8 protein-coding genes are annotated in these 13,279 nt (G+C 59.0%); 1 reads left to right on the top strand and 7 read right to left on the bottom strand.

Translation table 11 applies throughout. The features are described from left to right. Nucleotides 1-128: 128 nt before the first annotated feature. Nucleotides 129-893: a class I SAM-dependent methyltransferase gene (locus NG895_RS29640; RefSeq protein ID WP_252856196.1), complete on the bottom strand. Its 765-nt coding sequence runs from the start codon at nucleotides 891-893 to the stop codon at nucleotides 129-131. A gap of 693 nt (nucleotides 894-1,586) precedes the next feature. On the opposite strand from NG895_RS29640, the gene NG895_RS29645 reads away from it, so the two are divergent. Next, nucleotides 1,587-2,576, top strand: a complete 990-nt coding sequence (locus NG895_RS29645; RefSeq protein ID WP_252856197.1) for a glycoside hydrolase family 43 protein — start codon at nucleotides 1,587-1,589, stop codon at nucleotides 2,574-2,576. 36 nt (nucleotides 2,577-2,612) lie between these two features. On the opposite strand, the gene NG895_RS29650 is transcribed toward NG895_RS29645, so the two are convergent. From NG895_RS29650 to NG895_RS29675, 6 genes are all read right to left on the bottom strand, one after another. Next, nucleotides 2,613-6,623, bottom strand: a complete 4,011-nt coding sequence (locus NG895_RS29650) for a hypothetical protein (RefSeq protein WP_252856198.1) — start codon at nucleotides 6,621-6,623, stop codon at nucleotides 2,613-2,615. Beyond that, complete coding sequence (locus NG895_RS29655) at nucleotides 6,620-7,912, bottom strand: hypothetical protein (protein WP_252856199.1); 1,293 nt, start codon at nucleotides 7,910-7,912, stop codon at nucleotides 6,620-6,622. The genes NG895_RS29650 and NG895_RS29655 overlap by 4 nt, the downstream gene beginning before the upstream one ends. A 603-nt stretch (nucleotides 7,913-8,515) precedes the next feature. Beyond that, complete coding sequence (locus NG895_RS29660; protein ID WP_252856200.1) at nucleotides 8,516-9,520, bottom strand: CsgG/HfaB family protein; 1,005 nt, start codon at nucleotides 9,518-9,520, stop codon at nucleotides 8,516-8,518. Then, nucleotides 9,510-10,541: a hypothetical protein gene (locus NG895_RS29665; protein ID WP_252856201.1), complete on the bottom strand. Its 1,032-nt coding sequence runs from the start codon at nucleotides 10,539-10,541 to the stop codon at nucleotides 9,510-9,512. The genes NG895_RS29660 and NG895_RS29665 overlap by 11 nt, the downstream gene beginning before the upstream one ends. 251 nt (nucleotides 10,542-10,792) lie before the next feature. Continuing rightward, nucleotides 10,793-12,367: a glycoside hydrolase family 3 protein gene (locus tag NG895_RS29670; RefSeq protein WP_252856202.1), complete on the bottom strand. Its 1,575-nt coding sequence runs from the start codon at nucleotides 12,365-12,367 to the stop codon at nucleotides 10,793-10,795. Further along, on the bottom strand, nucleotides 12,364-13,272 hold the full coding sequence (locus NG895_RS29675) for a GNAT family N-acetyltransferase (RefSeq protein ID WP_252856203.1): 909 nt from the start codon (nucleotides 13,270-13,272) through the stop codon (nucleotides 12,364-12,366). The genes NG895_RS29670 and NG895_RS29675 overlap by 4 nt, the downstream gene beginning before the upstream one ends. Nucleotides 13,273-13,279 lie beyond the last annotated feature (7 nt).

Here is a 13,279-nt window from a genome sequence, read left to right on the forward strand (position 1 = left end):
ACCGACTTAGCGAAAAAGAATCCCGAGAGAAACTGCGACGGTGCCCCCCAATAGGTTGGGCCGGGCAGGCAATTAGCGTGTCGCATAGTGGCAAAGCTGCGCGTCACCGCCAAACATTTGTGGTTCGCTCAAATCCCCTTCAGCACCAGATGCTGGCACTCGGTCGCTATTTGGATCTGGCCGCTGTTCACATAGCGCGCGAACTCGCCAAGCAGATTCTGCTCACCGATCTCCGGTAGCAGATCGCCGAACAGGAATCGCAGGATCTTCCGGCGATTTTCCGCAGAGTCGGGAAAGCAAATTTCATACGGCACCCTCGTTTCTCGGTACTCAATGCCCGCTTGTTTGAGGGCGGCCGCTACTTCCTCGGCGGCGTGGTGGGGCACGGGGCGCTTGAGTGCTGCGTAGCCAATCTGCCATAGCCGCATCAGAAAATTCTGCCAGCTCGCCATGGTGAGCAACATGAGCCCCGTGGGAGCCAGAGCCCGTTTCAACTGCCGCAACGTCTGTGACAAGTCTTCCATGTAGTACAAAACGTGGTGCGCGACGATCAGGTCGAAAGGCCGATCGAATTTGTCTGGCAACGTGCTGAATGTGCCGATCGGTTGCGTTGTCAGCAATGCCAGGCGGCTAGCAGCGTGCTGCAATTGATCGGGGACGGGTTCGACCAGCGACACTTCCAGCAGTTCTGGCGGCCAGGAAAGCAGCTTGAGAACCTGCTCGGTGAATCCGCCCGTACCGCAACCGAAGTCGAGGACTCGGAGCGGCCGGTCGGGCGGGCCGAGGTGAGTCAGTTCGGGCGAGAACGCACGCAGGTCTTGTTCGGCCTCGGAGGAGTGCGACACGAAGAAGTCGTAGTCCGGCGCGATCATCCCAAAATCTTTGGACGCCATCTGTCACGCTCCCGGCCGAATTGCAGATTGCATTGCACCGACGCGCATTCGCGTCGATAGCTGACGCAATATAGGCCATGCCGAAGTGGAACTCCACGTCGCCTTGCGTCAGCGCCGTGGCAGAAGCTAGATCAGGCTGGGTGCCACGCCGTGCGACGGTGTCGCGGCACGGCTCTTGGTGCGTGATGCACGACGGAACTGGGAGCCGAATACATGCGGTTCAATCACCACCTCCGGCTGCGGGCAACGCGCCATCCACTGTTGGGCAGACTGACGGGTTGCGTGGTTCGAAAGTACGATCAGCGTGCCATCCAGCTGGGCGGACTGGCAAACCAGGTACCGTCTTCTGGCGGGACAGAACGGGTCGGGCTGCGTTATTAGGCGAAACGAGGGCATACGCAAGCGTAGGCCATAATTCGCGCCAGGCTTATCTTCATGGAAATTTCCTTATTCACAGCACAACACTCACTGCGGCTGGTCGCCACGCGACCGTTGCGGCTGAAAACACAGGGAGAAACTGCAGGTTTGTACTAAATGGCGGCTTGGCCAGGCCGCTGCAGCAGATAGCCAAGTGGCATTGCTTGATCGCAGGGCGTCGGTAGGCGACCATGGCGGTAGGCCCCTCTTCAGGGACGAAGTTGGGAAACCGTTACCAGGCGATATTGCCATGAACGTTGCAGGTGGAAGATGAGCATGTATGCGAGCAATCTAATGCGGCTTGGTCTCCTGTTGGGAGCCGCTTGCGCTGCCAGCACCCAGGCAGAGGAGTTCGGTGGTTTTCTGTTCGCCACTTTCCGTGGTGAATCGACGCCGATGACCGAGCAGGTGTACTTTATGGTCAGTCAGGATGGCCGCAGTTGGAAGGCGCTGAACGACGGCCGACCGGTGCTTGTCAGCACGGTTGGGGAGCGGGGAGTTCGCGATCCCTATATTTTGCGTTCTGCCGATGGCAGTCGATTCTTCCTGCTGGCGACAGATCTCTCCATCCATCTGAATCACGATTGGAATCGCGCCCAGACGGCCGCGAGTCAATCGATCGTCGTTTGGGAATCGGAAGATCTGGTCAACTGGTCCGAACCGCGATTGGTAAAAGTGGCCCCCGACAATGCCGGTTGTACCTGGGCGCCCGAAGCGATTTACGATCAACAGCAGCAGGAGTACATCGTGTTCTGGGCGTCGAAGACCGCGGACGACGACTTTGCCAAGCAGCGAATCTGGGCCGCCCGTACGAAAGACTTCAAGACCTTTGGCGAACCCTATGTCTACATCGAGAAACCCACCACGGTGATCGATACCACTATCGTCAACGAGGAGGGCGTCTATTATCGATTCACCAAAGATGAGAAGCACAAGGCTATTACCATGGAGCGGAGTGGCGACGGCCAGGTGTGGAACGAGGTGGATGGTTTCTCGCTGGCGAAGCTAACTGGCTACGAAGGCCCCACTTGTTTCATGATCGAACGTCCCCAGGATGGCAAATCCGCCAAATGGTGCCTGCTGCTCGATTGGTACAGCCGCGGCCGGGGATACCAGGCTTACGAAACCGATGACTTGAGCCAGGGCAAATTCGTGAAAGCGCCGCCGATGGATTTTCCGTTCGAGCCAGTCCGCCATGGCACGGTCATACCGATCACCCGCGACGAGATGGCGCGGTTGGTCGACAAGTGGGGGCCGCTCGAGTAGCTAGCTACCTCGAATCGGTTGCCCGCTGCCCGTCGATCACTCTCCCGCGATGGAACCCGACATTGGATAGTAGGGCTGCAGCCCGATCCGCGTCGGCTCCAGCAACTTCTGCTGAAGTGGCGAGTAAGCCGCGCGAGCCAACTCCGCCGACGTCAATGGCTGGCCATCCTGGTCCACGGGGGGCTGCGAGGAAGAGCGACGCCTGAGCACGCCATCTGGCGAGTAGGTTAACTGGTCGCGCGATAGGTAGTTGCCCTCGGTTTCCAGCACGTATATCGACGCGACACTCATCTCGTCGTTAAACTCAACCACCCGCTGCAATCGCTGCTGCTCGTCGAAACTCGCCCATTTGTATCTCGTGGGGCGGTGCTTGTTTGTTCGCTGGTCCGTGTAAAAGGTCACAACAAGCATTGGGAGGCCACTGTCGTCGTAGTAAATCTCGGTGTGCGGCAAATCGGTCTCCACCGACGTAATCTGCACCAGCCGCCCATCCACAAAGTCGTATCGGTATCCGTCCTTCTTAACGGGTGGGTCGAGATAGGCGTCGTGGCTCGAGATGCGTGGCATCAGGCAATCCAAACTCCCATACCCAGACTTGTAGATGGAGAGATGCTCGGCCGGTAGTTCGATTCCACGACCTGTCAGTTGCTCGATATGGCTACGCATGGTGTCCAACTCAGCCGGGGTGACCTTGGCCACTTGATTCGATGCCGCGGAAGCCTGAAGCTGAGCGGGGGCAGACTGCGAAGGCTGCCCATCCGTGGAGGCCTGGCTCGGAGGGGTGGAGAGATTCAAAGCGGGACGATCCCCTTTCATCTCTACCTGGTACATTCGCCCCGTATTGCCGATGCCGACAAGTCCATAGTGTGCCGACCTGACGAACGTAGAAGGTTCGATGGCCAATTGCTGTCGTATTCTGTCGGGCAGAAGATTCTCTGCGGTCTCTTCGGCTGGGTCGATCAGGTACCAGGCATCTGCAAACGGTAGGTGGAGATGGGAGCCCAATTGGATGAAGGATGGCCATCGGTTCCCTGCAGGCCGCAACTGGTTTTGCCAGCGACCCGTTACACCGAGGTCGGCCAGCAAGTGGTCGAAAGCCGAGCTGTGATACACCTTGCCGTCCATGACCGTAAACTGGCTATGGTCGTACAGCGCATTCTGTCGAGCGTATCCGAATACACGGTCGGATGTTGCCGCCGTGACCTGGAGCGTATCGACATCTACAAATAGCAGCGCGTCGCATCTGTTATTGGGGCTTCGTGCAATGCCAATGCACACTGCATCGTCAATTGTATCTCCCGCGGTGCGGGCATAAGGGGCCTGAATGATGAACATGGGAACGAATCCCAGTTTGGCCCGGTCTTCCAATGAGCGTTTGCCAGGGCCCAACGCGAATTCCCGCCTCTCGACCTCACGTGCTTCGTGGAATAGGTGAATCTTGGTGTCCGCTTCGCTCAGGTCGATGATAGCGCACCACGAGCGTAGCGGATTGCCGAAGGAGCCGGTAGCCATTGCGCGGCCGCCACCGAGGGGTTGCACCAGCAGATTGTGTTCGCCGCCTGGTAGCCCTGCTTTCGAGTCGATTCGATGCGTTAACTGGAGTCGCTGATCGAACACCAGAATTTCGCCGTTGCCGGTAGCCATCCAGATCCGCTGGCCATCGAAACGTATATCGTTCACGTCGGTCAGCAGCTTCCCGTCAATCGTAAGACGCTCCACCGTGCCTGGCTGGGCGATGTACAAAACGGCCTGACTAGACCACAAGACATCCAGCTCATCGCCGCAAGCCAGCCAGTGTGGGCCGTCGTTGCGTCTGGGGCCGCCGTAGTTGAAACCTCGCCACACGAACCTGTGACGGCCATCTGGGTTGGGCAGCGCGGTGTCTTGCTCCGCCAGCGTAAGCTCCAGCGGTGTCAGGTTCAGCACGAAATTGTCGCGGCGACCTTGCTTGGTCGCGCGAGGTTTCTGCGGGGCGGGCGATGCCGTAAGTTGGCGTCGCGGCCCGAAGGGATCGGGCATGATCGAAAAGCGATAGAGCAACCAGGTCAGGCTTTTGATGGCCACCTTGGGGTCACCTCCACCTCCCCAGTAGGAACGGCCACGGTTGTCCTTCACCGGAAAGGCTTCCAGTTCACACTGGGTTGCCAGGGCAAAGTCGTGCAGGAGTTTAATCTCTTCTAGAGGCGTATTCGCATCAATCAAGTGCCACCGCCATTTGAGCAACTCTGCACGGGCCGCCAAACGCATCGACGTATGATCCACATTGCTCATTGTCATCAGCAACGCTTCCCACTGCTCGGCCGTAATCGAGCGTTCCTGGTAGGTGCGTTGATGGTAGCGTGATTTCTCTTGAATATCTCTGGCCTCGGGGAAGAGTTGATAGGTGATGCTGGACAGCGGACTTGAATAGGTCAGCCCATCAGGCACGGCGGTCATCCAGATCTGCGCCATAGCTTCGACGTCTTTGATTTGGGGGTCTTTGAAGTCGATTCGCCGGTGAACGAGTCTTAACAATCCGTCCTGCAGGTCGGCCCGCAACGCCCTGCGCTTGTATCCCTGCTCGTGGTCCTCCGGCAGGGGCAATTGAAATAGCGGTGCAGCAATCGCCATTAGATGCTGCTTGCGGCGCGCCTCGGCTTGTTCGAGCAGAGTGGTGATTTCTGGATTCGCCTCAACTTCCTGCTTGCGCAAGCCCGACTGGTACGCGGCGTAACCTTGGGAGGTGATCATTCTTCTCGCTTCCATGGCATCGACCTTGGCATTGCGAATCAAGAACTCCTGCTGCGCCAGTTGATCGTAGTAGATGTCCAGAATTGCGACGGCGCGATCGACCGTGTTGGGTTTCCCCGGCCAAGGTGCGTACACTGCCGGAGTTGTAGCCAGGTGACGCAGGAGCAATCGCTCGTCCAGTAGCAATTCCGTTCGCTGCCGAGTGTCTTCGCCATCGATCAACAGCGCGGCATGTCGCAGGTCGATGGCCGCCTTCCATTCGCCCAGCCGGGTGCAGTTATCTGCTTGTTCGATCAGCCAACTGCGTTGAAACTCGGCATTCGCTTCGGCATTGGAACCATCTGGAAGACCATCGAGCAGCGACAGGATCGGTTTCGTCAAAGCCGTGGCAAGCTTGCTGGGGGAATCGACTTCCACAAGTTGCTGCTTCGTGCTGCCATCGTGAAACTTGGCAACCAAGCGTACGGCTGGGACCTGCAGATTCGCGTGCCCGCCCGTCGGCGGAATGAGCTCCGGACTCAGCAGCACGGGAACCGCTCGTTCCAAGGCGGAATCGGCTGATTCCGAGAGTTCCTCTAGTATCGCTTGGGCTTCTTCCAACTCGATCACGGCCACTCCCTGCTGCGCGAACAGGGCGCTTTCGATCAACTCGCCAACGGAGGCTTGCAGCTGGCGGTCGTACTGCCGAACCCCCTTCGCGATGGGAGGGCTCAATCCGACAATGTACTTCAGGCCATTCTGCAGTTTCGTCTGCGCCCGCGTGACCGTTTTCTGTAGCTCGTCGACGACGGTCTCGGTGGGCGTGGTCGGCAAGTTGATCGACTGCCTGGCGACTCGCACCCCGGTGGCGCAGTGGCATATCAGCACACGCAAGACTTGAACCTCGGAAACCGACAGATCGTCGTCTTCGAATTCGGTCCCTCTTCGATTGGTTCCCCTTCGATTGTTGTTTCGCGGGGCAGCGGCCGCCTGCGTGTCGACCTGCTGCACCGTGGTGAGATCGAGCACAATCAGCATCTGCGACGCGACGCGCTTGCCCAACTCGATCCGTTGGCGGGCCGAGGTGCTTTGGTACAAGGCCGCGAGTTCCAGTTCGTTTTGTGCCACCGCCTGCTCGTCCCGTTCGACCAGCGAGACGCCTTCCAGGTTGGTCAATCGAGCGGTAAGCAGATCGGCAATTCCCAGCTCCCGGACCGATGGGCTGGCGATGATCGCCCAAGTCTGGTCCTCCGCGGTGGCGGCTTTCGGAACCATGGCCGCGAATGCCAAGGCACTCACGAGCAGGGGTGTCAGATAGCTGGAGTGGTAGAGCGTCACTGTGATTCTCCAAATTCGAGGGAGAAAAACAGCCATTTTTTCGAGACATTTGCCTCCAGCAATACGCCGTAGTGCGCGCTGTGGTACATGCCGTGCAAATCGGTTCGTTCGAGAGGTTGCAGGTTGCTCTCCACGGGCAGAAACTCGGCGTACTCGTTCGCGGCGGACCACACTTTAGTTCCGATCAGGTAGATTCGCCCTGTCTCGTCGAAGTGCAGACAGCCGCGTTCGGGAACCGAGGCCACCTCGGTCCGTTCGTCGATATCAGCGGGGCCGCAGCGGATGAGCTTTTCGCGGGTGGTCCAGTAAACATTGCCTTGGTGAAAGGCCAGTTGGTTGTGGCTGACGTAAGCGCCAATTCGCGATTTCACAGCGATGTACTGCCTGGTCGGAATGTCGAGCAAGATGTTGCCCGGCGCCCATTGTCCAAGGAGCAATTGCGTCTGTGGCTGGCTTGCGGCGCCCACCGGCAGAACGAAGTTGGGCCCGAGGGGAAGGTCATAAGCCTTGCGGCGTCCGGCCGTGAATAGCGGGCCGCCTGCTGGTGCGGGTGTTGGATCGTAGAAGTCCATGTTCACTGCGCCGGACGGAGTGATGTCCAGCTCCAGCAGGCGGTGGGTCTGCTGCTGCTCGTCACGGAAACTGCCGATCCACAGCGTTTTCCCCTCTCCCAAAACCAAGCCGGCGGCCCTGCTAGACACCTTGGTGAGACCATTGCGCTTGCCGATGCCGGTTGGCTCGCCGCTCTCGACATCGACCGCGATGAACCCCGACGTCGGTCCACTCACGGGCACCCAGGCATACTTGCCGTCGAAGCAGACGCGCCCCAGCGAATTCTTGTTTTCAAACCATAACACCGGCTTCAGTACACCCGGTTCCTTCATTAGGCAAATGAACCGCGTTCCGTACGATTTCAAACTGCTGAACCCGCACACGACATCCATCGATTCCCCCACCTGCTGGATGCTGGTGACCTTCATCGGGTACCCTTCCCCTTCGGCACCTCGCATGATGTACTCCACCGGCGTGCTGCTCACGCGCAGCTTCGACGGAGCCTGGCTCGGGGGCGTGCCGTTGAATGCGGATGAACTCCACGGGCTCGCCCTGGATAGCAAGGAAGAAGACTCGCGGGAGAAATTGAGATCGGCGGTCCCGTCCGACTCAATTTGCCACAGAACGTACTGAGAATCCGTGTTGGCTGTTGCCCACTCCAGCATTTGCTGACGAATGGCCCGGTTCTCGCTGTCCGTTTCGCCGTACCAGGCGGGCGAACGCGTGAGGAAGGGCAAGACCCATAGTAGATGCCTGCGGCAGGCGGAAGAATTGTCAGGTAGTTGCTCCAGTGCCGCGAGCGATTGGCCTCGCAGGTCCCGCCGAAATTGGAATATCTGTTCCCGGACCTGCTCGTCACAGTTGGGATGTTGAACAAAGTCCTCGAGCCACAGGTTCGCTTGCGATGCAACTGGAAAGGTGGCCTGTGGGTCGGCGAGCGATTGAACCAGTTCGGCTCGCGCGATGGTCGCGGAAGCAAGTGCCTTGCTGAGAGCCTCTGCAATACCGTCCGCGGGAATGTCGCGAACCAGATACCGTACGTCGTCTTGTTGCGGACGATTTGGGCGTGGCGCAGTATTTGATCGGGGCGCGGTCGAGCTAGCCCGCCGCGCAGCGCCATCGCTGCTCTCTGGGAGAGGCTGCGAGGCGGAGGATCCACAGCCGGGCAGCATGAACGCGGCAAGCAACACCCCGCCTAGCGAAGCACACCAACCACGCCTGCTGCGGAGGCGTGTATGGGACGCTGAACGCGCAGGCGACCATGGTTCTTCTCGCCGAAAATCGCAATGAAAGTTGACGATCGCTCTATCGACTTTGGCTGGCGGCATCGAACCCACGCATCATTTGTCGGGATTGGCTGCCTTGGGAATAATGCGCTCTGCAATATCTGCCGCGGCCAGTTGCAGGGCGTTCTTGCCAGCGATCAATTCGAGGTTGTCGACACCGACTCTGGTCTGACGATCAATCGCCACGACCTTGCCTGTTTTGGGGTCGATCACTTTCACTTCCAGTCGAGCCTTCACGGACGTGAGATTACCTTGGCGGGAGGCGAACTCGCTGAGCCCTTCCCCTTCGACCATCAGATCGACCTCATGCTTAGCCAAGTGCTGGCTGTCGATCACGTCGAAGCCAGCGCCGGAAAAGAATAGCACCATTTCCGTCTCGGCCGCGGGATCGATGGTGGCACGCCCCACATGCCGTTCGGCAATCTTGATGCCCACGGTGGGAAGGTCCTTGTTGCCAAGCTTTTGTTTCAGCTTGGCGACTCGATCTTCCTTGGCAACTGGTTTGGCCACCAGCGTATTGGCGTGCTGGCGAATGGCTTCGGCAAGTTGTTGAGACAGCTGTTCGACCAACACGCTGGTGTCGGCGCCCGCATCGCCTTTGACCGCAGCCCCGCGCACCCGAGTGGTTTCGGTGCCGATGATCTTTGCCACGATGTGAATGTTGTTGTCAATCTGCATGACCGAGCCGGTGAGAATCAGCTTGGCGCCGGTCATGTGGCCGATAGCAATCGCTTCCTGCTGTCGGACCAGGCCCGTGAGATTCAGCTCCGCTTCGTCGAGCGTCTTTTGCAGGTCTTCCCGGTCGACGATTAACAGGTCGGGGTCGACAATCAAATTGGCAAACAGCAGATCCGACACCTGATTGCCGAGCCCCTGCACCTCTTTGCCCCGCTCGCTGAAGGGCAGGATGGCGATGGGATAGTCAATTAGATCGAATCCCAAGTCTTCGGTGGCGGTGCCACCGACGTTGAGATCCGCGTCTTGTGCTTGTGTCCAACTTGGGCAGAGCAGCAGTCCTGCGGACAATAATAGCACCCATCGAGTCTTCTTACTGGTCATGGCTCTCATCGATTTCTGCGGGTGAATGGAGGCGTAGCAGGCAATAGGCCAAGGTGTATCTGGGCACCGGACTGGTTTGCCAGTTTTCCAGCAGTGGACTACAGCTTACTTCGATCTTACCAGGTTTAAAATCGCCGTCGCGTGTAAACACTAGATTTGACCCATTCCAAATTTGGGCATCTGGGTCTTCTTGAAAAGTGAACTCCAGACGTTCCCCATCGCTTTGCAAAGAGAAGCCGAACGGAGTCGGCAGCAAATCGAGTCGTTTGTCGTATCGGTGCGGCCAATTGCCGTCGCCCACGACAAACTCTGCTGGACTCAGACGGTCGCCCTGATCGGTAACGTCAACTTGCAGAGTCCCTCCCGCCGGGGCGAGGCAAAGCACCGGCACCCCACGGCGGGCGGCGCTGACGATGGTTTCGCTCAGGCTTCGCTGTTTCTTGAACGACACGCCCTGGCCAATCACCAGCACGTCCTTGGTTATGGATTCGACCGCGCCCAGACTTCTCAAGCGAACGTGCGGTATCCGGCTATCGGCCAGGAGCTTTGCCGTATCGCCTTGGGGATCGTATAGATGAATTCCCATCTCTTCATATGAGAACTCGAGTGGTATCTGCGGATCAACCGGGTACAGATGAATGATTTTCGACAACTCGCTTCGCTGGTCGTTCGCGGTGAGGGTAGCCTCGAATTGGAGCGTGACAATCGTCTTTAGCTGAACCTCGCTGAGATTGATTGGCAGTCGGATGTAATTTTCGCCATCAATCGCTTCCGTCCGCAAATCCGCTGTGCCACGCGCAATGGTCCGTTGCCCCGACGCCAGGCGATAGTCGACATGCACGCGTTCGCCCGCGGGGGCAGCGACGACCAGATCGAAGGTGACCAGGTCTTCACAGAGATAGCAACTCTGTTCGGGGTGCACCGCTTGCTGGTCGCCGAAGCCGGGCAGCGTGACGCAACCGAACACCAATCCGGCGAGTGTGAAGCGTCGCAAGACGCCTAAAGAGAGCACGCTACTCACCTGCTTGTTCCTGCCACGTGGCAAAAGGTGGAGATGGTCGAAACGCCCGTAACGACAGCTTCCCTCCGTCACCACTAGCCTACCACACGAGCTTGCCGGCGGCCAGATTTAGCAGGTTTTCAGGAGTGCTTGCCGACGGAGCTCCACGTGTTGGCAACGAGTGGAAGAATCGCGTGAGTCGGTTCGACGCCGCCACAATGCGGGCGCGCCTTAGCGGCGATGGTTGTTTGCTCACGTTACGGCGGGCGATCTTACTCGCCCGCCAAATAGCGGACGACTGCTTGTTGCGAAACAGCCACATCGCTGAACGTGCAGATCTTGCTGGCGGCGGCTGGGAACTGGTCGAGGATTTCTCGTACGCCCAGCGAGATGACGACCGCGCCGGGCCGTTGGGAGAGTTCCTTGAATAACTCGAGTTGGTAGTCCAGAAGGCCGAATTGATGCCAGGCGGCCGGTTTCACGATCATGGCCAGGACCAACTGCTGGCTCTGCTGTGCTGTTTCGCGGGCAGCTTGCATTTGGGCGGTGTCGGTGCCCGGAGCGAGTTCGAAGTACTCGACGTGGCTGAAGTGTTCACGCAGCGCTGCTGCGAAGGGTTGCTCCGGAGGATCGAGTGGCGTGGCGAACGGCTTGGCCAGTAAGCAAGTAACAGGCTTGTCGCAACTCAACGCCACGGCCGTTTCCGTTCCGCATGGCGTCGTGGCCTGCAAGGCGACTCGCTGCGCCAGTTGAGCTGGCATGTCAGCGTTCGCCGCGTTGCTCTCGAGTTCGAGTGGTTTCAGGCAGACACGCTGCTTCAGCTTGGCGATGCGATGCACCGACTCGTCGATCCTCGACTCCTCAAGGCGGCCATCCGACACGCAGCGTACGAGGTAGTCGATCACGGATTCCGGATCCGCGACGTCGAGCAGCCAATCGACACCGGCCAATAGCGCGGCCAGGCACAACTCGCCCTCGCTGTCGAAGCGGTCTCGCACGCCCGACATCAACAAGCTATCGCTGCAAATGACTCCTTCGAAACCAAGCTTGTGGCGGAGCAGGTCTTGGAGAATCGCTGAGGATAGCGTGGCCGGCACGCCGCTGGCATCCAGGGCCGGATAGGCTACGTGGGCCGTCATGACCATCGAGCACCCCGACGCGACAGCACTTTCGAAGGGAGGTAACTCGGTCGTGGCGATGGAGGCTGCATCTCGACTCACCATCGGCAGCGAGTCGTGAGAGTCCTGTTCCGTGTCGCCATGACCGGGGAAATGTTTGGCTGCCGTGGCGACTCCGAGTGCTTCGCACCCCCGTACAAAGCCGGCCACCATGCTGGCCACCTTGGATGGAGTGGAACCGAAGGCGCGAATGGCGATGATTGGGTTGCGTGGATTGGTGTTGGTGTCGGCCACCGGTGCGAAGGCAACGTTGATGCCTGCCATTCGAGCTTCCATGGCGGTTGCTTCGCCAAATTCCCATGCCAACTGGTCGCCATCGGTCTGCTGCTTGTCGCTGGCGGCGCCGAAGGCGCCGGCGTGAGGCAGGACACTCATGCCGTGCATCTGTTGGCCACATCCACGCTCGATGTCGGAACCAACCAGCAGCGGTATCTTTGCAGCGGCCTGCAATTGCTCCAGCACCTGGCGAGTTGAAGGCCAGCGCCCATTGAACAGCGTAAGTCCCCCAATGGGGCAACGGTCGATGAGCTGCGCAATACGTTCGGCGTCTTCATCGACCGTGCGAATCGGAGGCAGATTCGATCCGATTCTGACGTTGATCAGTTGCCCAATCTTTTCTTCCAGTGTCGAAGGCAAGAACTTGGCCACTTCCGAGGCGAGTGAATTCATGTCAGGCTTTTTGCTAGTCGTACAAAGTGTCGGTCCACAACAGCGCCGCAATGATGGCGGTAAAAATCGACGGGGCCTACCCAAGGTATCGTGGCACTCTCGTTGCCTTGCCTGCGCATGTCGTCCAGGCAATGGGCCAGCAGCACCCGTCCGATGCCCCGCCCGCGTTGCTGGGGACAGGTGCCCATGGGGCCAAACCAGCCAGTGCCACGATTATTCGCATCATGGGCGGCAAATCCAATGACCTTTCCCTCTTCCAGCGCGAGAAACAAGCTGATGGGGGCATTTCGCAGAGCAACGGAAACCTCCCCCCACCACGTCGGCCAGTGAAGGTTGATGAACTCGCGGATCGCGGGAGCGTAGGCGGAGGTAGCTCGCACGACCCTTATCGGATGAGAAGGGTCGGTGCCGAACGCCGCCTGGCGATATTCTTTTTCCCACTGGCCGAGATCGACCGTCATGTTGCAAGCCCGCCCGATTTCGCCGTAGTGGTGCTTGGTGAAGAAGGCGATGGCCGCGACGTTTCGTTCGTCGACGCCCGGATGCAAGTAATTGGGGGCCGACTCCGCCACCCGTATTTCCAGGGCACCCAGGTCGCGGCAGCGCTGTTCCAGTTGCTTATAGATCGCCGAGCCGATGCCACTCTGCTGCAACTTCGGCGCTACGGCCAGCAACTTAATGTACCCCATCGTACTGTCGTCCTTGCGTCGGCAGACCGCTACTCCAAAGCCCTGCAGCTGCTGTTGGTCTTTGCACACCAGGGCTAGCTCGGGCCGAAAGTCAGGGTCGCCCCAGATTTTTTCCTCGAGTAGCGGCCGACTCAGCCGTTCGTGGGGTGCGGCCGATGTCCACAATTCCAGCATGGCCGGGGCATCCGACACCTGCATGTTTATTAGAGGCGACATACGGCCG

It is taken from the genome of Aeoliella straminimaris, from assembly GCF_024054565.1.
Lineage (GTDB): Bacteria > Planctomycetota > Planctomycetia > Pirellulales > Lacipirellulaceae > Aeoliella > Aeoliella straminimaris.

What these genes read in the sequence shown, in the direction of transcription:
- NG895_RS29670 (WP_252856202.1), bottom strand. Translation starts at nt 12,367, where the DNA reads ATGAATTCACTCGCCTCGGAAGTGGCCAAGTTCTTGCCTTCGACACTG.
- NG895_RS29660 (WP_252856200.1), bottom strand. Translation starts at nt 9,520, where the DNA reads ATGACCAGTAAGAAGACTCGATGGGTGCTATTATTGTCCGCAGGACTG.
- NG895_RS29645 (WP_252856197.1), top strand. Translation starts at nt 1,587, where the DNA reads ATGTATGCGAGCAATCTAATGCGGCTTGGTCTCCTGTTGGGAGCCGCT.
- NG895_RS29640 (WP_252856196.1), bottom strand. Translation starts at nt 893, where the DNA reads ATGGCGTCCAAAGATTTTGGGATGATCGCGCCGGACTACGACTTCTTC.
- NG895_RS29675 (WP_252856203.1), bottom strand. Translation starts at nt 13,272, where the DNA reads ATGTCGCCTCTAATAAACATGCAGGTGTCGGATGCCCCGGCCATGCTG.